The following is a 21,129-nucleotide window of genomic DNA, read 5'->3' on the forward strand; positions in this document are numbered from 1 at the left end:
TACTATATTTGACGCTATAAATTTAACTAGGCTTTTAATAAACTGGACTAAAGACGTTCTGAAAGAGAAAGCTATCTCACAAACTTGGCTTGCGAAAAAATTAGACAAAAGTTATAACGCAGTTAATGAGTAAGCCCGAAATGTGAAACAACCTAGTATCAAATGTTTGCACCGAATTACAAAAATTCTTGAAGTTAATACTAAAGATCTATTGAAAGAAGAATGACCAAAGAATCACAAATAGAAGAAAATCTAATTAAGCAACTAATAGATCTGAAATATAGTTATCGAAAAGATATTATTGACAGAAAAACATTAGAACAAAATTTCAAAACCAAATTTGAAGCATTGAATCGTGTTCATTTAACAGAAAGTGAATTTATACGTTTACGAGAGGAAATCATTAATACTGATGTATTTGCAGCTTCTAAGCTATTGCGTGAAAAAAATTACTTCCAACGCGAAGATGGAACTCCTTTACATTACACATTAGTAAATATAAAGGACTGGTGTAAAAATGATTATGAGGTTATAAATCAGTTACGTATCAATACAGAGAACAGTAATCACCGTTACGACATTATTTTGTTGATTAATGGCTTGCCTGTTGTGCAAATTGAATTAAAAAAGTTAGAAATTTCCCCACGAAAAGCAATGCAGCAAATCGTGGATTACAAAAATGATTCTGGAAACGGATACAACAACACATTAATGTGTTTTATGCAGTTATTCATTGTGAGTAACAGCAATAGAACCTATTATTTTGCTAATAATAAAAACCAACATTTCAGTTTTAATGCTGATGAACAGTTTTTGCCAATTTATGAATTAGCAGACGAAAGCAATAAGAAAATTAATTACTTAGAAGAGTTTACTGATAAATTTCTTAAAAAATGTACACTTGGTGAAATGATAAGCAAGTATATGGTTTTAGTAGAAAGCGAACAGAAATTGTTAGTAATGCGACCTTATCAAATATATGCAGTAAAAGCTATTGTTGATTGCATTCACCAAAACCGAGGTAATGGTTATATATGGCACACTACGGGAAGTGGTAAAACCTTAACCTCTTTCAAGGCATCTACGCTATTGAGAGACAATCCAGATATTGAAAAATGCCTTTTTGTGGTGGATCGAAAAGACCTTGACCGCCAGACTCGAGAAGAATTTAATAAATTTCAAGAAGGCAGTGTAGAAGAAAATACCAATACTGAAACATTGGTAAGGCGTTTATTATCTATCGACTATGCCGACAAAGTAATTGTTACAACCATTCAAAAATTAGGTTTGGCATTAGACGGTACAAGTAAGAAAAACTACAAAGAACGCTTAGAACCTTTGAGCAAAAAACGTGTGGTATTCATTTTTGACGAATGCCACCGTTCACAGTTTGGAGACAATCACAAAGCCATAAAAGAGTTTTTTCCAAATGCTCAATTATTTGGTTTTACAGGTACGCCTATTTTTGATGAAAATGCCACTTATCAAATAAGAGAAGGCGAAGAAGCTTCTTATAAAACCACAGAGGATATATTTCAACAAAGGCTACACGCTTATACCATTACCCACGCTATAGACGATAGAAACGTACTGAAGTTTCATATTGACTACTTTAAAGGTAAAGGTACTTTAAATGCCAAACCAGGAGAAGTTATTGCGCAACAAGCGGTAGTTGAAGCTATTCTTGACAAACACAATGCAGCAACAGCTTCTAGACGTTTCAATGCCACATTGGCGACGGCTTCAATAAATAACGCTATAGAATATTATCAGTTATTCAAAACCATTCAAAAGCAAAAGAAAGCTGAAAACGAGGATTATGTTCCTCTAAATATTTCTTGTGTGTTCTCACCACCATCACAACTAATTGCAAAAGAAGGGGACCAACAAAGTCAAAAGAATGCAGCAGATATAAAACAATTACAAGAAGATCTAACTCAGGAAAAAGAAGACAACAAACAAAATCCTGAAGAAAAGAAAAGAGCGTTAATAGAAATTATTAGCGACTACAATTTGCAGTTTAGAACGAATCATTCTATAAACGAATTTGATTTGTATTACCAAGATGTGCAACGACGCATTAAAGACCAGAAATACACTAATAAAGAAGTTCCTCATAAAGATAAAATCGACATTACAATTGTAGTTGATATGCTACTCACGGGTTTTGATTCTAAATACCTTAATACCTTGTATGTAGATAAAAATTTGAAATACCACGGCTTGATACAAGCTTTTTCTAGAACCAACCGTGTACTTAACGATACAAAGCCTTATGGCAATATTCTAGACTTTCGCTCTCAACAAGAGGCAGTAAACCTAGCCATTGCCCTTTTCTCTGGTGAAAACAGTGGAAAAGCAAAAGAAATATGGTTGGTTGACCCTGCTCCTGTGGTGATTGAAAATTACCAAAAAGCTGTAGAAGCATTGGGCATTTTTATGCAGGACAACAGTTTGGTTAATGAACCTCAAGAAGTGTACAACCTAAGAGGCGATGCTGCACGAATTGATTTTGTAAAAAAGTTTAAAGCGGTTCAAAAATTAAAAGTCGAATTAGACCAATATACGGACATAACCGAAGAACAAAAGCTGAAAATTGAAACTATCTTGCCAACTGAGACCTTGCAAGAGTATAGAAGTTCGTACATAGAAACTGCTAAGAAATTAAGAAAAATACAACAAGAGGAAGGTGAGGATGCACCAGACGAAGTGCAACAACTCGATTTTGAATTTGTTCTTTTTGCCTCAGCTGTGATTGACTATGATTATATAATGGGCTTGATTGCCGACAGTACACAAAAGAAACCTGCCAAGCAAAAAATGACCAAAGCACAGGTAATTAGTTTACTGAGCGCCAATGCCAACCTAATGGACGAACAGGAAGATTTAGCGGAATACATTAATAACTTAGACTGGAACAGCGGACAAGATGTACATGCTTTAACCAAAGGCTACGAAACTTTTAAAATTGATAAAAACGAAAAAGAACTGGCTACCATTGCCAATAAACACGGTGTACAAACAACTGACTTGAAGGTCTTTGTGGATACTATAATGAGCCGAATGATTTTTGATGGTGAAAAACTGACAGACCTTTTAGAACCACTAGAACTAAGTTGGAAAGAACGCAGATTAAAAGAACTGGCATTGATGGAAGACTTAGTGCCTCAATTAAATAAAATTGCCGAAGGGCGTGAAATTTCAGGATTAACAGCATATGATTAAGAAGATAAATAAATTGATACCTGAAATCCGCTTTACTGAGTTTCAAAAGGATGGGAATTGGCAACTAACTACTATTGGCGAAATAGGTAAATTTTATTATGGAAAAAGTGCACCAAAATGGTCTTTATCTAATGATGCACCGACTCTTTGTGTTAGATACGGAGAACTATACACCAAATTTGATACGATTATCTCCGAAATAATTTCACGAACAAATATTGATCCAAGCAATTTGAAATTCAGTAAAGGTGGAGAAATTCTTGTGCCGCGAGTTGGTGAAGTTCCACAGGATTTTGCAAAAAACTGTTGTTATCTTCCGTTTGAAAATATTGCGATTGGTGAAATGATTAGTGTTTATGAAACGAAAGAATACCCGATTTTCTACGCCTATTATTTCAGAACATTGATTAAACAATTTGCCGAGGTTGTTGAAGGACAAAATGTAAAAAACCTATACTATGTAAACCTTGAGCCAATTGCTATTGGAAAACCTTCCTATTTTGAACAAAAAAAAATTGCTGTCTGCCTTTCTTCAATAGATGAAGTAATTAAAGCCGATAGCAAAAAATTAGAATCTCTAAATGAGCACAAAAAAGGATTGCTGCAGAACCTTTTCCCGCAAAAAGGCGAAAGGGAGCCTAAATATCGTTTTCCGGAGTTTGCGAATGATGGGGAGTGGAGGGAGAAAACAATTGAACAAGTCGCACAAGTTACTACTGGGAAGAAGGATACACAAAACAAAGTAAATAATGGTTTATATCCATTTTTTGTACGTTCACAAACGGTGGAACGAATTAATTCATATTCTTATGATGGAGAGGCAATTTTAACTTCAGGAGATGGCGTTGGTGTAGGTAAAAACTTTCACTATGTCGTTGATAAGTTTGACTTTCATCAGCGAGTGTATTGCATATATAATTTTTCAAAGGAAGTATGTGGTAAATTTGTCTATATGTTTTTTTCTCAACATTTCGATGAAAGAGTTATGAGGATGAGTGCTAAAAATTCAGTTGATTCTGTTAGAATGGCAATGATTACAGAAATGCCTATTAGGTTACCAAGTAAAAAAGAACAACAAAAAGTAGCAGATTGTCTTTCTTCATTGGATGCCTTAATCACAGGGCAAACAGAGAAAATAGAGCAATTGAAATTACATAAAAAGGGATTGATGCAGGGGTTATTTCCAAAAATAATTGATTAAAATTATGAGTACACTACAAAATTTTAATAATCTGAAAGAGATTGGGCAACATTTCCGAAAAGATTTAACAGGTGATCATCGACCAGAAAAGAATTTAATATTATTGTTTGCTCACAACGGCACAGGTAAGACAAGGTTGTCAATGGAGTTCAAAGAATTAGGTAAAACGGATGATAGCAGAGATACTTTATATTTCAATGCTTTTACAGAAGATTTATTTTCGTGGAACAACGACCTAGAGAACGATACAACAAGATTTATTAAGCTTAATGCAGATTCTGCATTCTTCAATGGACTACATGAATTAGATTTGAGTGTTAAAATTGAATCTTTTTTTCATAATTATGTTGACTTACAATTTGACATTAATTATACGACTTCAACTGTTAGTTTTTCAAGAAGTATAATTGTAGATGGTGATGAACAAAGAGTGGAAAACATAAAAATTTCAAGGGGAGAGGAAAATTTATTTATTTGGTGTTTTTTTCTTGCCATTTGTGAATTAACAATTGATAAAGATCCAGCATATAGAGATATAAAGTACATATATATTGATGACCCAATCTCATCACTCGATGAAAATAATGCCATAGCTGTAGCCTGTGATTTAGCCAATTTGGTTACCAGAGAAGATAACGAAATTAAAACAGTAATTTCAACACATCATAGTTTATTTTTTAATGTATTGTATAATGAGTTTGGTAGAAAAATAAAGAACAAACGTTATTTTTTACATTACAAAGAAGCTAACAGTTATGCTTTACAAGACACAGTTGACACGCCTTTTTTCCACCACATCGCAACGCTTAGCGAGCTAAAGAAAGTTGCTGAATCAAATAAAATTTACACCTATCATTTCAATGCGTTGAGAAGTATAATGGAAAAAACCACAAGTTTTTTTGGCTACGATAGAATTGATAAATGCATCCATGGTTTAGAAGAGGAAGAAGTTCTTTTTGAAAGGGCATTACAGTTATTTAGTCACGGTAAATATTCAATTTTTGATCCAGTGGAAATGGGTGATGATACTAAAGAGCTTTTTAAACGAATTTTAAACGGGTTTCTTACTAAATATGAATTTTATTTTCCTGAAATATTTAATGAAGAAATTCAAACAAAAACAGAATGACACAAAAAGAACAACAACAACTGGGTAAAACCCTTTGGGATATCGCGGATAATTTGAGAGGAGCAATGAATGCAGATGATTTTCGTGATTATATGCTTTCGTTCCTATTCCTTAGATATTTATCATTTAACTACGAAGAATCAGCAAAAAAAGAATTAGGAAAGGACTATCCTGAAGATACGCCAAAGGATGTTATGTCTAAACTTAAAGTGAATACTCCTTTAGAAATTTGGTATATAGAAAATTCTAATGATGTTGAAGATTTTGAAAAACAAATGCGACGTAAAGTTCATTATGTGATACAACCCAAACACTTGTGGAGCAATATCACCGAATTGGCACGTACACAAAATGCAGATTTATTAGTAACCTTAGAAGATGGTTTCCGATATATTGAAAACGAATCGTTTGAAAGTGCATTTCAAGGTTTGTTTTCTGAAATTAATTTAAATTCTGAAAAATTAGGTAAAACTTCTAGCGAAAGAAACAAAAAACTCTGTACCATTATTCAGAAAATTTCAGAAGGAATAGCTGATTTTTCAGCAGATTCTGATACTCTCGGTGATGCTTATGAGTATTTGATCGGTCAGTTTGCAGCAGGTTCGGGCAAAAAAGCAGGAGAGTTTTATACGCCACAACAAATCTCAACGATCTTATCTGAAATCGTAACCCTAGACAGCCAAGACCCAACAATGGGTAAAAAAAATAAATTGGACAAAGTATTGGATTTTGCTTGTGGTTCAGGTTCATTATTGCTAAATGTGCGAACAAGGATAAAGGATAATGGTGGTAGTATTGGTAAAATATTTGGACAAGAAAAAAATATCACTACCTACAACTTAGCTCGAATGAATATGCTATTGCACGGTATGAAAGATACCGAATTTGAGATATTTCACGGGGATACCTTACTCAATCAATGGGACTTATTAAATGAAATGAATCCAACAAAAAAGATAGAGTTTGATGCTATCGTAGCTAATCCTCCTTTTAGTTTACGTTGGGAACCAAACGACACCTTGGCTGATGATTTTCGTTTCAAAAGTTATGGTCTCGCTCCAAAATCAGCAGCCGACTTTGCTTTCTTATTGCACGGTTTTCATTTCTTAGGAAAAGAAGGAACAATGGCAATCATATTACCGCACGGTGTATTATTTCGTGGTGGTGCAGAAGAAAGAATTCGTACTAAATTATTAAAAGACAATCATATTGACACTGTAATTGGTTTACCTTCTAATCTGTTCTATTCAACCGGTATTCCCGTTTGTATTTTAGTTTTGAAAAAATGCAAAAAGCAAGATGATGTTTTGTTTATCAATGCCAGCGAGCGTTTTGAAAAAGGAAAACGACAAAATACATTAAGAGAAGGTGATGGCGATGAAGCCAATGATATTCAAAATATCATAGATACATATAAATATCGACCAGAAAATGTAGAAAGATATGCTCGTAGGGTTTCTATGGAAGAAATTGAAAAGAACGGCTATAATTTGAATATTTCAAGGTATGTAAGCACATCTCTTGACGAAATACAAATTGACTTAAAAGAGGTAAACAAAAAATTAACTTCAATTAATCAAAGCATAAAGGAGAATACAGAGAGACACAATGAATTTTTAAAAGAATTAGGATTAAATCACATTTAATTGGAGTGGTGTTTACATCTGAACCGATTTAAGACGGGGATTGATCTGATGAAATAAGCCCTCTGAATTTTCAGAGGGCTTATTGTTTATCCAAAATTTGGAACATTCTGCCAACCTCGATGTTCATTCTCGAAAAGGCAAACCATTTTTCACAAGGTCTTTAGTGATGTAGATATGGTATAGTTCTGTACTGTCAATAATCAGAAATCGGTCATGTACATCGGAAAATATTTCAAGTTCAACCGGAGGATAGTGACTGTTATACAGCTGTATATCTGGTATTAACTGATTTGCTGAAATTCTTAGTTTAGATTGTTGCGGTAACATTGTTATTTCGCTTACCCAGCAAGGTCAGTACCGTATTATCTTCATAATTATCAATCAGGATAATGGAGCTGCTGGAACGGCGGATAATATCCGCAAAAAGATTATAGAATCTCATTTATAACTATTTCCTTGATGCATTAATATTTATATAATAACTAACAGTAGTCTTCTTTACACCCTCATTTTCCAACTTAAATGGGTTTCGAATAGGCCAAACCTTTGGTGATTCTGAAGTTACGTCGTAAACCATGTAAATAAAATAATTTTCGGATTCTTCTGCTTCTCGTAGCTCGTTAGCAGAAAGAAAAAAGTTAGCATTACCTACCTTCCTAGTTGTAGCTTTGACCTCTATGTATCTTTCACTTCCGTCAAGCTCAAACGATAGAATATCATACCCATAAGAATCGGACTTAAGAGATACTCTGTCAATTCCCGCTATTAAATCTTCTCTATTACCGTCTCGTAATCGCTTAGCTTCCAAATCCATTACAATCTTTTCTCCGCGGTCACCTAACGTTCGAAGTTTTCGAGCTTCCAGTTCATAGTTAATTTTTCCTTTTTCCTTTTTTCTATTTATTGGTGCTACGCCAATAAATTCAGATGAGGAAAACATATTTAATTCAATGAATGATGCTAATGGATTTGGAGGAAATTCAAGATTTTTATAATCATCCAAGATCGATGGTTCTTCCCATATATTATTATTATTATTATTATTATTATTATTTTTAATAGGACGTCCCGGATATTCTGTATAAAGAAAGTCTGAAAATATATCTATAGACCAATCCCTCATGATTAGGTCCTGATTTTTAAATTCGACTAATGTCGCTCTTTTGTAAATTGCATCAGCTTCAATGAGCCACTCCGTGTCTAAATCCAATTTAATTAAAAAATAATTTAAGTGCTCCGGAGAAAATACATTCAAGTAAACATTTGGATAATAAGTAGAAAGAATTTTTCCTTTAAACATTGGGGAGATATTATTCTTGGCTATCGCAGCTAAGTCCCCAGTAGCTCCTGCATCTAGAAGCTCAAGGATTTTTTTACGTACATTTTCAAATGCAGCAATACTGTTATTCCCAAATTTTTTTGCAAAGCGATATTCAATTTTCGGGTCGGATTTAGTCCTTCCATAGTACACACCAAATTTAAATGCATTCGCACCGATGATTCTCCCTAAGCCATCCAATTCCCGCTCAAGAGTATAACAAAAATTGTAACTGCCTTTCTGGACCGTCTTATCAAGAACATATTCATCTATATCCATACTCTGAATATAGCTGTATTTGAAGTGTCTGACGAATTCAAAGCGAATTTTATGAAGTTTTTCTCGTTCTTCAATAATACGGTCGATTCTTTTTATATACCTAGCCTGAGCTTGTCTTAAGTGGTGTAAATTCATCTATAATAATCGTATAGTTTAGTACAAACCTACAATATTAATTCAATCATTTTGTGGATGCAATTATTATTTTAAAGCTCTTCGACACTATAAAAGTAATCAGTACTGACTTGTAGGATTGGTTATGTAAAATTCAATTGAAGGTTACGATTGAATTTGAATATTTCATCCCCGTCAAGACAGATGTATTATTCTAATCATATTTGTATTTGCCTAATACAATCCTTGATTACTTCTCTTCATTATTTTTTTTATAACCTTTATGTTTTTGTTTCATTTTTGATGCAAAGGTAACTCCATATTCTGGAGGTAATTGCAAGGTCAGACCCTTTAGATCTAACAAAAAAATCGATCTTCATCCTTTATTAGTAGTATTATCAAATACACTCCAACTTTTTATTTATACTAAAAAAAGCTTTGCTATTTGTGCACCTATGCGCAAAATAATAGAATTATCCTACCGGAACATTTCCCAATACGAAAAGGATAAAAAGGCAGCTAAGGTATTATTGACACCAGCCGCACCATCCACCAAAAGACTACGGCATAAACGGTTTCCTCCCCTAAAGGGTACCCCTCCAATTATTCCGTTTCCTTTTGGCTTTCCGCGTTGTCCATACCTTTTTATGGCTTTCTTTTTTCCCTTTTTCTTTTGGAAAAATGCTTTTTGAGGCAGGCAGGTTAAGAGAAAAAGATAACAGGATTGTACAACATTAAAAAACAGATTATGAACATTATCGGAAGACTGACAAAGGATGCGGAAGTACGTACATTGTCAAATGAGAAACAGGTAGTCAATTTTTCTATCGCTATCAATGAGAGTTATCGCAACAAACAGGGTGAACGTGTTGAGCAGACTACCTATTTTGATTGCTCTTATTGGATTAGTGTCAATGTTAAGAAATTATTAATCAAAGGCGCTTTAGTAGAGCTCACAGGAAGGGCAAATGCAAGAGCATGGGTAGGAAATGACGGTCAGCTTCATGCAGGGCTGAACTTCCATACCTCACAAATTAAACTTCATGGAGGGAGTAGGAAAGCGGAAACAGGTCAAATTGCTACCAAATCAGAAGGCAATAAGGAGATACAAGACGAAAAAGAAATCGACCTGCCATTTCCATTCTAAGGCTAATTATTAATTCATTTCAAACTTTTAAAATTTATTATCATGGCACATAATTTAAATTTCAACGAAAAAACAGGGAAGTACTCATTTTTCAGTGTACAGCAAAAAGCATGGCACGGTTTAGGGCAAATCGTTTCAGAATATCCCACTAGTGCACAAGCCATCAAACAAGCAGGGCTAGACTATGAAGTTATTAAAACCTCTCTTTATACTAAAGGCACGGGCATTATTCAGACTGCAGAGAGTATAGAGGTAGGCGATAATGAAATTAAAGTTCCTAATTATTTCGCCAATATCCGTAACGATAATAATGCCGTATTAGGTGTAGTTGGCAAGGATTATCAAATTGTACAAAATAAGGAAGCCTTTTCATTTTTTGATACTATTGTAGGTGGTGGCGAGGGTATTCTTTATGAAACGGCAGGGGCTTTGGGTAATGGGGAACGTATTTTTATCACTGCAAAATTGCCCGATTATATCCGAGTAGGTAAAGGCGATGATGTAACGGAAAAATATATTTTCCTGACCACTTCACATGATGGTAGCGGAAGTATAACAGCGGCATTTACGCCCATACGCATAGTATGTCAAAATACGCTTAATGCTTCGCTCCGTTCGATGTCCAATGTAGTGCGTATCCGACATACTTCGGGAGCAAAACAACGCTTGGAAGATGCTCATAAAGTTATGGGATTAGCAAACCAATTAAGCACCCAATTGGAAGGCATTTTTAACGAGTGGGCAAAAGTGAAAGTAACGGATAAAGAGGTTAAAAAACTTATCGAATTAGCATTATGCCCTAATAAGGAAACCCTACAGCATCTCCAAAAAGGAAACCATGACGAAATTTCAACTGTGTTCAAAAACACCGTGGAAGATGCCTTTTCCTATGCAATGATAAGCGATACGCAACAGATGGAAACCACTAAAGGCACATTATTCGGGGCTTATAATGCTGTTACGGGCTACTATCAGAATATACGCAGTTATAAAGACAACGAAGCCAAGCTACAGAGTATTGTAATGGGCGGTACGGCACAGCTAAAGTCCCAAAAGGCTTTTGAACTGTGTACCACTTTTACAACAGACGGAGCGGAAATCTTAAACCTCAATTAAATAATCATAGGCTACCGTCTTAAATGGTGGTAGCCTTTAACAACTACAGCTATGAATATAGGAATTATAACATACAGGAAATACGAGGAAAGGATACTGCTAAATTGGAATTTCAACTTATTAGAACTGTTCAACATTATATTGAATGATAAAGATTTTCTCCACTTTGAAATCTTTGACAAAAACAATAGCCTATTACTGTCAACACACTATCCCCATGTAGAACAAAAGGGAGTATACATAAAAGTCGTTAAGATTGAAAAAGAGAAAGAAATTACGGGAATTACGTATGACGCATTCAGAACACCATCGACTATCCGTAGGATAAAGGTGCGTTGGAACGTAAACGGTGCAAAGTTCAGAATCAAGAAAAGAGCTCTTGAATATGTCTATTGGCAAAACAGAAGGGCAGGTTTGAAAATTGAGTCTTTCGTTGACCGTAGGTAATCTTAAAAAAGAACGATTAAATAGTACTTTAAAATTTTAGAACGATGAACACAAATTTTTTCAATCAGATAGCACAAATGCAAGTTGTAGGTGATTTGCATCTGACAATCGCAAAGGGAGCAGAAAACAACCTAATCGTATCAGTTATGCTCCAAAACGAACAGTGTGGAGATAACGCAAAGAATAGCATACCACCCCTTACTCTTCGGGGAACAGCAGAAGAACTCGACAACGGTTTTTTTGAAAAAATAACTATGCCTATACAGACCGCTTCGGGCTTAATGGTGGATATGGAAGGGTTTATGAAGCAATTGGAAGAAGCCAAAAAACAATCCTCAATGGAGAAAGAAAAAGCGGATAGTAAGAAGAAAGAACAGGAAGCTAAAGACAAGAAGTTTAAAGACGGCATGGCAAAAGCGGATGAATTAGAAAAAGAGAGCAAATTCCGTGAGGCATGGATGAAGGTACCCGAGATAGCAGATTTTCCCGAAAAGGCAGAAGAGATACGCAGACGCAAAACAGAACTATCCGATAAGTTTTCCGCCCCAAGCCTTTTTGGAACTGAGCATCATCAGAATGTATAACCACAAAATTCAGAAATCATGTTATTAGCAACGCAATTGGAACGAGTGTTTGTACTCAAAGATAAGGGACAGGACATCAGACTGACCGACCCCGAACCACGTTGGAGCGTGGAAGCGGTATTGAATTTTTACGCCAATACATACCCCATATTGACCACCGCTAAAATATCTGCATCCGCCATCAGGGATGATGCGGTCGAGTAACGATTTGAGAGTGTAATGGGTACTAAAGGTTAAACTAAATCTTAAAGCGATGAACTATGCACAAACATATCATATCGGGAACAATCAGTCCTTCCGAACACAAAAGACAAAGGCAGTTGTACCAACGGCTCGGCGAGTTCACTCATTGGATGCAAAAAACCAAAGATGCAAACGAGGTTCAGAAAGACAAACGCAAATCAGTACCAACGCAAATGTTGCCAATGGTTTTCTAAAGACTTCTTTTCTACCTAAACTCAAAGAAACGAAAACGTTACAGGCTTGTGAGAATACAGCAAAAACGGAAAAGGATTTTTATACCTCGCTTTCCAAACTTGCTGAACATTATAAAATAGAACCAATACAGACGAGCCAATTTGACTATCCCTACAATATGGTATTAGCTATATGGGATATGGAGGAAAAGCTAAAACAGCGTGTTTTAAATTGGCAGGAAATACGTTTGCTACAGGACAGTAAGAAAACCTATTTTATCAGCAAGGAAAAATACAACACAGGCACAACCCTGTATTATATTCCGATTGAACCGCTTTACCAGATGTTACACGACCCCAAACAGAAAAGGAATGCCCAACTGCTTATTTCCGTTTGCTCTTACCTATATCACATTGCGGATATTCCCTATTACAGACGGGAAGACAGTTATCTGTATTGGATGTATGAAATGCACAGGGAATGGGCAGAACAGGACGATGAAACAGACGAAGCAGAAACGTATCAATCTGAATTTAGCAAAGCGGAATTGATTGGGGATTGCATAGGACAAAAGATTTTTAGCCGTATTAATCTACAGGTATTTGAACAGCGTTTAAATGCTTTTAAAAACCGTGGTACTTTCGACCATGAGTGTTGGAAGGTAGCTTGTACTGCCTTGGCTTTATACACGGAGTACCCACAAGAAAGCATTTTCCGAAACGCACAAATAAACGATGACCCCGACAATGAAGAGGACGGAAACGAAACCATTGGTATGGAAAAGTACATTTCTTTTATATCGCACACCAAAGGATGGCTGTACGAGAGTATTTCCGATAGCATCAACAACGAGTTTAACGAGTATGGAGGAATGAACGAACCGACCATTTGCAAATGCTTTGGCGGCAAAGATGTAACGAATACCAATCTTGATTTTGAGAACCGATTATTTACCCTATTGGACGATATATGCAGTTTATTGTATAACTATGAAACGACGAGAAAATGAAAAACACAAACGATATAACCGCAAGTTTTGGGACTTTGTACTACCCAAAATCCGCTTTGGTTTTCTATCAAGCCAGAACGGATAACGATGTATACGTGGAGCATTTTGATATGGACAAAAACGGCAATCCTGTCAATGCCCATCCACTGACAGAACGGGAAGCCAATGCATTGGCAAAGTCATTGCAGACCGAAAGGGTAGTAGATAAAGCATTTTTAAGCCCCAAGGGAATTGTCCCCACCAATATATTGCACTTTAATCCGTCTGAAAACGGCAAAGTATTATGGTACAGCAAAGCACAGGAAAAAGAACTGTTTTTTGTTAAAACATTAGGGATCCCAAGCGCAAAGGCAAAAATACCAACTTTGTTATGGCATGCTGATAAACAACACTTGTATTTATTTGCCCTTGCCAATAACGGAAGACCAAAAGAACAGAGCTTTCTTTATCACGCACCATTTTTCAACGTATATGAAAATGGCAATGTGTGTATGGGAACGGTAGATGTCAATATCAAAAAATCCACATCATTAGAAGAATTTATATCAGCATGGGAAAACTATTTCTTTAATTCTTATTTCAGCCATTTAATGCAGGGGCATAACCCTGTAAAAGAAAACTGTGTAACCCTTTGGAAAAAACTCGTTACTACCCATGAAGCCTTTCCTAGTGAAGTACTAATTAAAAACAACAAAAAACTTAAAAACTTACTACCATGAATACCGAAAAAATGAAAGTTCATTTTACAGATAATTATTTGATAAGTCCAACCAATCCCATTGAAGTTAATCTTATCGGTGCAGGTGGCACAGGCTCTCAGGTGCTGAGCGCTTTAGCACGGATGAACCACGCATTAAACGAACTCAACCACGCAGGAGTAACCGTAAGGCTTTGGGATGATGACACCGTAACACAAGCCAATTTAGGCAGACAGCTATTTGCCGAGTGTGAATTGGGACTGTATAAATCTGTTACTTTAATCAATCGAGTAAACCGTTTCTTTGGGACAAATTGGAAAGCGGAAAGTATCAAATTTGAAAAAAACGAATTGAAAAAATTGCCTAAAGACGCACAAGCAAGTATTTATGTTTCATGCGTGGACAGTGTAGGAGCAAGGTTTGAAATTGCAGGGATACTTAAAGAACTAAACAACGGCAAGGGAAACAGAAATGAGCCTAAATACTGGCTCGATTTCGGTAACAGTCAGCATATGGGACAAGTCATATTATCTACTATCAGTAATATCAGGCAACCCAATTCTGAAAAATATGAAACGGTAGCAAGCCTGCCATTTATTACCGAAGAATTTGGCGAATTGCTTAAAGAAAGCGAATCTACTGATGATACGCCAAGCTGTTCTTTGGCTGAAGCGTTGGGAAAACAGGATTTGTTTATTAATTCTGCATTGGCACAAATGGGTTGTTCTTTATTATGGGGGGTGTTTCGTAATGGAATGACTAATACAAGGGGATTTTTTCTCAATCTGAAGGATTTTCGTGCACAGCCTATAAAAATAGTATGAAAATCAATTTCGGGCGGCAAAAAGACAGACCCTTCCGATGGTCGGGACAGTCTTTTTGCTTAAAATCGGAGCAGTCACATTGGTAAAACATGTCAATCAATAAATTTCTTTCTTATATTTTACCAAAAAGGCTGCCATAATTTCGTTAGGAATACACATCCCTAAAATAAATTGTGGACTTCTTTTCTTTCTTCTGTCAGGCGACCAAAGAAAAGAAGCAAAAGAAGGTCGCTTTGGAGGTATCATTTTTCTTTCTTTCTTTCTTTCTTTCTTTCTTTCTTTCTTTCTTTCTTTCTTTTTCTTGAGTTTATCGAGAAAGAAAGTAACAAAGAAGTCTGTTCAAATGTTTTGTATTTAATTATTCTAATTTATGCAGGTTTAAATTTTTATATTGAATAGTAAACAATTTAGTTTTATACCGTTTAATTTTCATAGTCTGATAAGTCAATATGAACATATTCAATATCTGTCGCATAAAATGAATGAGTTAGGCCTTTTTTATCTTCGTTATAAATTCTTTAATGTTTCTTATGGAATTGTTGATTAAGCACTTATAAAGTTTCATTTGAAGGTTCCGTTTTTTTATTCTTGGACTTTGCAATTTCCCTCATAAACCAATTTGTAAACCGCCCACTTTTATTTTCTCCGGCTACAAATTTTCCATTTGGCAAAATAGCACATTGACATTGGTCAGTCAGCAATTTTAACTTGTTGTTTTCAACAAATACAAGCCCGGTACTTTTTAGTTTTTCTACAAAGTCAGAGAGTGATTTGTATAAACCTTCTTCCATTACAAATGACTCAAGTTTTGTGTCTGTAGTCAAATCAATTTCTTCCTTCTTGCATAAAACGCTAACAATTACGTTTTGTATCATATCTAATTCTACTGGTTGCCATTCAGCTGCGTCAATATGTTCTTTTAATGATTTCTTACTCATTGTAAAATAATTGTATTCCCAGCCATAATTTCCTTCATATTCTTTTATTCGGCAATCCAGAAATCGATTTACAGGCTCCATCGTTAGGTCTTCCCCAAATATGTCCATTGGAAGTTGTTCAAACTTATATGATAGTCTTGTCCAAATTGCTTCAAGAAAAAACTTTGTTGGGTTATAAGAAGATGAAGTATAAAATGGCCACCAATTTTCTATTTGTATGGGACAGCTAAACGGCATACCGTTTTGCTTTATCATAGAATACTGTCCACAAAAAATTAAGTTTGGAAAATTATGTGGCCCAAATCCAGGAATTTTATTGTTCAAGTCAGTGGTCAGATTTGCTTTCAAATATTCAAAAAATGATTCTCTAAAACTAAATTCACTTGCAAAACCGTTATATCCCCAAATTATTCTAACAGGCAGGAATGCTTCAATTCTCAAAGTATGGAAAATACAATCTTCATTTTCTGTGAGCTCACCTGCTTTGTCAGCTGTAATGTCTTTTCTGCAAGTAGCCCTAAATCCATCTCTAAATAACCTTCCTATAAATTTTTCTGAAGTTTTTGGTTCAAAATTATCTATTAGAAATTGTAAATTACTGAAGCCTTCTTTTATATCTTTTGAATATAAATTTTTTTTTACCTGAATAACTGCTATTATTTGTTCTGGCATATATTTATATCTGTCAGTATATGGAATTTGTTCTCCATCGCCTTCAACTAACATAACATCGAACTCCGTGTCACAACCAGAGATAAAACTATTTTTGATTACTCGCAAATTTAGACCTTTAAAAACTGATTTTTTCAATACAGTTTCTGTAAGTCCTTCAAACATCGTTCCGATAGTTGTCGGATGTTTAATATCCTGTTTATTGAGAATTTCTGTTTCAGCAGAAACAAATTCATTAAGTAAATCTGCTATTGTTGTTATATCCATTGTATGTAGTAAATTTGATTTTAATAGTGTAACTGAATTTAGTTTTAGAATATAGAACTTGTTCCAATAGTGTCAGCTACTTAAGTTATATGATTATTTTTTCAAAAGTTTATTTTCTATCAGTCAATTATTGCTTATCTGTCACAGCCTGCTGTTCAATCTTCTTTTTTTCTTTGGAAAAACCCCATAAGAATACCAGTCCGGCTATAATTAATATAAAAGCCAGCCAGCGGCCGATTCGTTCCAAAAAACGAATAACTACTGCTTTTTCATAGCTTGTAAAGCCTTCAACACCATTGGAGTTACGTCTGTTGAATTGTTTTTTATTGATCCAATGCCATAAAAACAGTCCTGTTGACAGTGTCAGAATCCCCATTATAAGTAATGTATAATCCATATCGTAGTATTTTAGTCTGAAAATTAAAGATTTAAAACAGAAAAACCAAATCATAAAAAATTGACCTGCTATATTTTAGCAGGTCAATTTACTTTATAGTAATCGTTACTAATTTTATCGATTTATGGTGTTTATTTGAAAATTCAGTTGTTTCTCGTTGCCAAAGTTATCAGAAATCCAAATAGTGAAAGAATGTGTCACATTTGCCTGTGAAGTATAATACAACCGGAACTGCTCAGCTGGTAATGGATACAGGTCATTGGGAAGATAAGGCAACTCATTATAATATTGCAGTGTACCCTGACCGTCATATTGAAAATAACGTATAAAATACTGAGTACCAATGTAGTTTTCTGCTCTTTTAATCATAAGCCTTATTTCAATGGTTTGTCTATTAGAAATTTCCTTAGGAACTGGCATTACACTCACCTCAAATGGAAAGCCCTTTTGAATTTCTAAATTATCCTTATCACACGAAGAAAGCAGGCATAGACTTGCTATCGTAGCAAGAAGTGTCCATATATATTTAAAATGTGCTGTAAAACAGATGTTGTTATAATTGATTAATGGTTTCATAATTCATGTTTTTAAAAGTTATATCTCAAACCTAGACCTGCAGACGATCGAAGTTGTTCCAGTGATGTTCCCCATAATACTTTTGCTCTTGCATGAACCAGAAATACAAAATGATCCGATAAATAGGTTTCCAAAGACAGTTTTCCTCCTGCACCATAGATAAAGCTCTCTTTATTAAGGATCTTTGCTCCGTCATATAGTACATCATTTCCACGGTTGATCGTTTCATAACCGATAAGCCCAATGATGGCTGTATTGAGGGAAATAGTTTTATTTCTATCACCCAACAGGCAGAAACTGTAACCTGTTTCAATACTGTAGGTTTCCTCCGGTATTCTCAGTTCTTTATATTCTGAATACTGATGCGTATATTCCAGTGACCATAATTGGTAATTGCCGTTTCTGCCATTTATAATTAAACCTATGTTGAGGTAAGAATTCCTGACCGGACTGTCACTGAATAAGGTTCCTGTATTTATTTCCAGTCCCTTTTGCTTTGGGAGCATTCGTTGTGCCTGTAGAATAGTGATGCCAGTTAACACAAACATCACTGTAAATAGATATTTTTTCATTTACTGTTTTATTTGAATTACTATATTTTTAAAAGCATATTATTTACAAGCTTTGCATTTATCAAATCGCTATTTTCTACCTTTAGAATCTGATGCCTGCCACCGTTTTGTTCGAAGATTTCGATCTGAAGTACTTTGTCATCAGCTATGGTAAACTGATTCAGTAGAAAGACATTCTGCTCGTTTGTATTTTCAATTATGGCATCCAGTGACTTGTACATTCTTAGAGGAATCAGTAATCTTTCCTGTGACACTGTACGTTTGGCAACTTTTTTATCCACTACCTTGAAATTCACAAAATCAATTTGAAACGGAACGTTACTGCTATTTCGGAGCTGTGTATGGAAATAATATTTCCCATTATGGATATAAATCCCTTTGAGTAAAAATTCAATGCCAAAGCTTTTTGAGCCGATATGCTTAACAATCCTTTTATCTTTCTTATAAATTGTTTCGAGCAGCAATGTGGTTAGGGTTGGCGTACTGCCACCAAGTTCTTCAAACAGGACATCGTTTGCATTTTCCCTTTCTATAGACTTCTGCATCTTTAGCAAGTCGTAATTCAGGGTATTGGGACAAGAATCATATAAGACGTTAAAATTATAGAAACTACCGTCATCAGTAATAACTGAAAAATTTGTTTCCGGCTCAAAATCACGTACAGCCGCTTTTATACGCAATACATTTCCTGCATCTTCTGCTTTACCTGCAATCAGATAGCTGCTCCCCAAATCCACATAACGGATAGCTGAAGGAAAAATCAGATGGGAGGTTTTATCATAGGTAACTACCATCTGATAAGGATTTATTTTTCCCAATGCCAGTGGGATAGAATCATTGTCTTGGGCATAAGATTTAATGGAAAAACCTGTAATTAAGGCTAAGGCTAGGATTGATTTTAAAAAGTGTTTCATATTGTATTTATTTTTTGAGATTAATTGATTTATTTTTTGGACACCAGAAATAATAGATGGTCTGCTTTTAGCGTTATTTTAGGAGTTTTCACTTTCTTCGAAAAATAGCTTGAAACCCCTTGAATTACCCCTTTACTCATATCTGCTGCTATTTGCTGACCGGCAGAAGAAGTGAGCATCAGATTCGTTCCGGTTGTAGTGCCCATATTGGCTGCCATTTCTGTTAAGGCACTCATCTCTGCTGAATAAGGCACATAAAGACCTTGCTGTCCATCCAGATCATACACTGTAATATCCACAGGAATAATATTGCCCTCCAATTCCATAGAAATTACCTGAAGCTGTAGGCGCCCCTCTTTAAATTTAACCATTGCTGTTAATAGCGTTCCTTTGGGAATTGTTCTATCTGGCGTAGTTGCATCTTCCAGTAATCGTAAACGGACATTACTTTCCAAGGTAACTGTCTGTGTTTCGTGTATACAGGCACGGATACTGTTTTTGGGTTGAATTACTTCACTTATCGTGTCGGAGTCTATAAATCCCCTGTTTCTCTTTTCCCTCCAATTCTTCAAAAACTCAGCATCAGTTGGTTCTCTGTACAGTTCCGATACTACATCCTTTTTTAAAGGGAGAAAAGCAACAAAAGATTTTTGCTTCGGGCTTGCAGTCGCACTTTTTTGTTTTGATTCCTTTTGAGATGAATCATCTTGAGATGGTTTTGGAAAATATCGCGATGCCATTTGGTAAGATTTCTCCATTAATGCTAATTGTGTTTCCACCGGATTTACAGGGACGGATTCTTTCATTGCCAACTGTTTTTTTAATTCTTCCAACTCCTTACGAAGAGTACTACTTTGACTATTGTTGTCCTGATAAAATCCACCTAATGTACTTTGGATATTACGGTAACTGGTTAGTGCCGGATTTGTTTTTGCTTGTGCAGGACTACCGGTATTATTTGTCATTTCTTCTTCTCCTTTAAGAGTATCGGAAGGTTTTGAGCCACTATTTTCAGCATTCCAGTAATCAGATAGCGATGTAAGAGCGGTCTGTTTTTCTTGCTCTTTTTCTTTTAAAATCTCCTCCTCATAGGCTTTTTGCTTATCGGATTGCAGCCCTTTATCACTAGCCTGTGGAACATCTTCATTAAGCCCGAAATCTTCTTTTTTTACCTTATTGGAGGAAGATGGAGTAAAAATTAAGTACATAGATCCTAAAAAGACGATACCTAATAGTGAGAAGATAAGCGGTTTTTTAAAACGCTCCATTCTAATAGTGGAATTATCATTTAGCGTGTCGAGGTCTGATTTATGACTACTTTCTGTAATCAAAACATCAGGCTTCTTTTTTTCATTTTCTTTCATAATACTTTGGTTTTAAAATTGTTTATTATTTTATTTGTCGGAACTGTAATAGGTCTTTTCTTTTTTGGCAACGGGCTTATATGTTCAATTTGAATATCCTTTGCAGATTTACGTACCTCATACCATACCTGAACAATTGCAGCTATCGTTATCAGGATATAGACAATAAAGGAATACAGGATAATTTTCCTTTGACCTTTGCGTGGGGTTGCAACCCAACGATCTTCTAATCGCTCTTCCCAATTGCTTATTGATGTTCTTATGTTTTTCATCTC

At 35.2% G+C, this 21,129-nt stretch carries 20 protein-coding genes; 12 read left to right on the forward strand and 8 right to left on the reverse strand.

Annotated elements, in window-relative coordinates:
• Positions 1–222 precede the first annotated feature (222 nt).
• The 4 genes from B0A75_RS12045 to B0A75_RS12060 are packed head-to-tail and all read left to right on the forward strand — an operon-like array spanning position 223 to position 7,201.
• Positions 223–3,225: a type I restriction endonuclease subunit R gene (locus tag B0A75_RS12045; protein WP_089054523.1), complete on the forward strand. Its 3,003-nt coding sequence runs from the start codon at positions 223–225 to the stop codon at positions 3,223–3,225.
• Complete coding sequence (locus B0A75_RS12050) at positions 3,218–4,426, forward strand: restriction endonuclease subunit S (protein WP_089054524.1); 1,209 nt, start codon at positions 3,218–3,220, stop codon at positions 4,424–4,426. Before B0A75_RS12045 ends, B0A75_RS12050 begins: the two co-directional genes overlap by 8 nt.
• Before the next feature lie 4 nt (positions 4,427–4,430).
• Positions 4,431–5,555 carry an AAA family ATPase gene (locus B0A75_RS12055; protein WP_089054551.1) on the forward strand — a complete coding sequence of 375 codons (1,125 nt, stop codon included), beginning with the start codon at positions 4,431–4,433 and terminating at the stop codon, positions 5,553–5,555.
• Positions 5,552–7,201 (forward strand): type I restriction-modification system subunit M, encoded by a 1,650-nt coding sequence (locus B0A75_RS12060; protein WP_089054525.1) that lies wholly within the window; start codon positions 5,552–5,554, stop codon positions 7,199–7,201. The genes B0A75_RS12055 and B0A75_RS12060 overlap by 4 nt, the downstream gene beginning before the upstream one ends.
• Positions 7,202–7,649: 448 nt before the next feature.
• On the opposite strand, the gene B0A75_RS20610 is transcribed toward B0A75_RS12060, so the two are convergent.
• Entirely contained in the window at positions 7,650–8,933 is a 1,284-nt protein-coding gene (locus tag B0A75_RS20610) for a DUF3883 domain-containing protein (RefSeq protein WP_208861267.1), read from the reverse strand.
• A gap of 727 nt (positions 8,934–9,660) precedes the next feature.
• Between B0A75_RS20610 and B0A75_RS12080 the strand changes: the two genes are divergently transcribed.
• The 8 genes from B0A75_RS12080 to B0A75_RS12115 are packed head-to-tail and all read left to right on the forward strand — an operon-like array spanning position 9,661 to position 15,154.
• Positions 9,661–10,059 (forward strand): single-stranded DNA-binding protein, encoded by a 399-nt coding sequence (locus B0A75_RS12080; protein WP_089054527.1) that lies wholly within the window; start codon positions 9,661–9,663, stop codon positions 10,057–10,059.
• A 42-nt stretch (positions 10,060–10,101) separates the two neighbouring features.
• Positions 10,102–11,175 carry a DUF932 domain-containing protein gene (locus B0A75_RS12085; protein ID WP_089054528.1) on the forward strand — a complete coding sequence of 358 codons (1,074 nt, stop codon included), beginning with the start codon at positions 10,102–10,104 and terminating at the stop codon, positions 11,173–11,175.
• Positions 11,176–11,226: 51 nt separating this feature from the next.
• Positions 11,227–11,622: a hypothetical protein gene (locus B0A75_RS12090; RefSeq protein ID WP_089054529.1), complete on the forward strand. Its 396-nt coding sequence runs from the start codon at positions 11,227–11,229 to the stop codon at positions 11,620–11,622.
• 44 nt (positions 11,623–11,666) lie between these two features.
• Positions 11,667–12,206: a PRTRC system protein E gene (locus B0A75_RS12095; protein WP_089054530.1), complete on the forward strand. Its 540-nt coding sequence runs from the start codon at positions 11,667–11,669 to the stop codon at positions 12,204–12,206.
• A gap of 18 nt (positions 12,207–12,224) precedes the next feature.
• Entirely contained in the window at positions 12,225–12,410 is a 186-nt protein-coding gene (locus tag B0A75_RS12100) for a PRTRC system protein C (protein ID WP_089054531.1), read from the forward strand.
• 49 nt (positions 12,411–12,459) lie between these two features.
• A complete protein-coding gene (locus tag B0A75_RS12105) occupies positions 12,460–13,632 on the forward strand; it encodes a hypothetical protein (protein ID WP_089054532.1) in 1,173 nt (390 codons plus the stop codon).
• The gene (locus tag B0A75_RS12110) at positions 13,629–14,351 is read left to right on the forward strand and encodes a PRTRC system protein B (RefSeq protein ID WP_089054533.1); all 723 of its coding nucleotides are present in this window, start codon (positions 13,629–13,631) and stop codon (positions 14,349–14,351) included. Before B0A75_RS12105 ends, B0A75_RS12110 begins: the two co-directional genes overlap by 4 nt.
• A complete protein-coding gene (locus B0A75_RS12115) occupies positions 14,348–15,154 on the forward strand; it encodes a PRTRC system ThiF family protein (RefSeq protein ID WP_089054534.1) in 807 nt (268 codons plus the stop codon). Before B0A75_RS12110 ends, B0A75_RS12115 begins: the two co-directional genes overlap by 4 nt.
• 551 nt (positions 15,155–15,705) lie before the next feature.
• On the opposite strand, the gene B0A75_RS12120 is transcribed toward B0A75_RS12115, so the two are convergent.
• The 7 genes from B0A75_RS12120 to B0A75_RS12150 form a co-directional block, all read right to left on the reverse strand.
• Positions 15,706–17,031, reverse strand: a complete 1,326-nt coding sequence (locus B0A75_RS12120; protein WP_089054535.1) for a DUF6602 domain-containing protein — start codon at positions 17,029–17,031, stop codon at positions 15,706–15,708.
• A 127-nt stretch (positions 17,032–17,158) separates the two neighbouring features.
• Complete coding sequence (locus tag B0A75_RS12125) at positions 17,159–17,428, reverse strand: molybdenum ABC transporter permease (RefSeq protein ID WP_089054536.1); 270 nt, start codon at positions 17,426–17,428, stop codon at positions 17,159–17,161.
• 114 nt (positions 17,429–17,542) lie between these two features.
• Complete coding sequence (locus B0A75_RS12130) at positions 17,543–18,004, reverse strand: DUF3872 domain-containing protein (protein WP_089054537.1); 462 nt, start codon at positions 18,002–18,004, stop codon at positions 17,543–17,545.
• A gap of 11 nt (positions 18,005–18,015) precedes the next feature.
• Entirely contained in the window at positions 18,016–18,576 is a 561-nt protein-coding gene (locus tag B0A75_RS12135; protein ID WP_089054538.1) for a conjugal transfer protein TraO, read from the reverse strand.
• A gap of 20 nt (positions 18,577–18,596) precedes the next feature.
• Entirely contained in the window at positions 18,597–19,490 is an 894-nt protein-coding gene (gene traN / locus B0A75_RS12140; protein WP_089054539.1) for a conjugative transposon protein TraN, read from the reverse strand.
• A gap of 29 nt (positions 19,491–19,519) precedes the next feature.
• A complete protein-coding gene (gene traM / locus B0A75_RS12145; RefSeq protein ID WP_089054540.1) occupies positions 19,520–20,854 on the reverse strand; it encodes a conjugative transposon protein TraM in 1,335 nt (444 codons plus the stop codon).
• Positions 20,851–21,126: a nitrogen regulatory IIA protein gene (locus B0A75_RS12150; protein WP_089054541.1), complete on the reverse strand. Its 276-nt coding sequence runs from the start codon at positions 21,124–21,126 to the stop codon at positions 20,851–20,853. Before B0A75_RS12150 ends, traM begins: the two co-directional genes overlap by 4 nt.
• Between the last annotated feature and the right edge of the window lie 3 nt (positions 21,127–21,129).

This window comes from Flavobacterium oncorhynchi, assembly GCF_002217355.1.
In the GTDB taxonomy this organism is placed as follows: domain Bacteria; phylum Bacteroidota; class Bacteroidia; order Flavobacteriales; family Flavobacteriaceae; genus Flavobacterium; species Flavobacterium oncorhynchi.

Bases quoted from the DNA above. Each gene is read 5' to 3' on its own strand.
- B0A75_RS12045 (WP_089054523.1), top strand. From the start codon at position 223: ATGACCAAAGAATCACAAATAGAAGAAAATCTAATTAAGCAACTAATA.
- B0A75_RS12050 (WP_089054524.1), top strand. From the start codon at position 3,218: ATGATTAAGAAGATAAATAAATTGATACCTGAAATCCGCTTTACTGAG.
- B0A75_RS12055 (WP_089054551.1), top strand. From the start codon at position 4,431: ATGAGTACACTACAAAATTTTAATAATCTGAAAGAGATTGGGCAACAT.
- B0A75_RS12060 (WP_089054525.1), top strand. From the start codon at position 5,552: ATGACACAAAAAGAACAACAACAACTGGGTAAAACCCTTTGGGATATC.
- B0A75_RS20610 (WP_208861267.1), bottom strand. From the start codon at position 8,933: ATGAATTTACACCACTTAAGACAAGCTCAGGCTAGGTATATAAAAAGA.
- B0A75_RS12080 (WP_089054527.1), top strand. From the start codon at position 9,661: ATGAACATTATCGGAAGACTGACAAAGGATGCGGAAGTACGTACATTG.
- B0A75_RS12085 (WP_089054528.1), top strand. From the start codon at position 10,102: ATGGCACATAATTTAAATTTCAACGAAAAAACAGGGAAGTACTCATTT.
- B0A75_RS12090 (WP_089054529.1), top strand. From the start codon at position 11,227: ATGAATATAGGAATTATAACATACAGGAAATACGAGGAAAGGATACTG.
- B0A75_RS12095 (WP_089054530.1), top strand. From the start codon at position 11,667: ATGAACACAAATTTTTTCAATCAGATAGCACAAATGCAAGTTGTAGGT.
- B0A75_RS12100 (WP_089054531.1), top strand. From the start codon at position 12,225: ATGTTATTAGCAACGCAATTGGAACGAGTGTTTGTACTCAAAGATAAG.
- B0A75_RS12105 (WP_089054532.1), top strand. From the start codon at position 12,460: ATGAACTATGCACAAACATATCATATCGGGAACAATCAGTCCTTCCGA.
- B0A75_RS12110 (WP_089054533.1), top strand. From the start codon at position 13,629: ATGAAAAACACAAACGATATAACCGCAAGTTTTGGGACTTTGTACTAC.
- B0A75_RS12115 (WP_089054534.1), top strand. From the start codon at position 14,348: ATGAATACCGAAAAAATGAAAGTTCATTTTACAGATAATTATTTGATA.
- B0A75_RS12120 (WP_089054535.1), bottom strand. From the start codon at position 17,031: ATGGATATAACAACAATAGCAGATTTACTTAATGAATTTGTTTCTGCT.
- B0A75_RS12125 (WP_089054536.1), bottom strand. From the start codon at position 17,428: ATGGATTATACATTACTTATAATGGGGATTCTGACACTGTCAACAGGA.
- B0A75_RS12130 (WP_089054537.1), bottom strand. From the start codon at position 18,004: ATGAAACCATTAATCAATTATAACAACATCTGTTTTACAGCACATTTT.
- B0A75_RS12135 (WP_089054538.1), bottom strand. From the start codon at position 18,576: ATGAAAAAATATCTATTTACAGTGATGTTTGTGTTAACTGGCATCACT.
- traN (WP_089054539.1), bottom strand. From the start codon at position 19,490: ATGAAACACTTTTTAAAATCAATCCTAGCCTTAGCCTTAATTACAGGT.
- traM (WP_089054540.1), bottom strand. From the start codon at position 20,854: ATGAAAGAAAATGAAAAAAAGAAGCCTGATGTTTTGATTACAGAAAGT.
- B0A75_RS12150 (WP_089054541.1), bottom strand. From the start codon at position 21,126: ATGAAAAACATAAGAACATCAATAAGCAATTGGGAAGAGCGATTAGAA.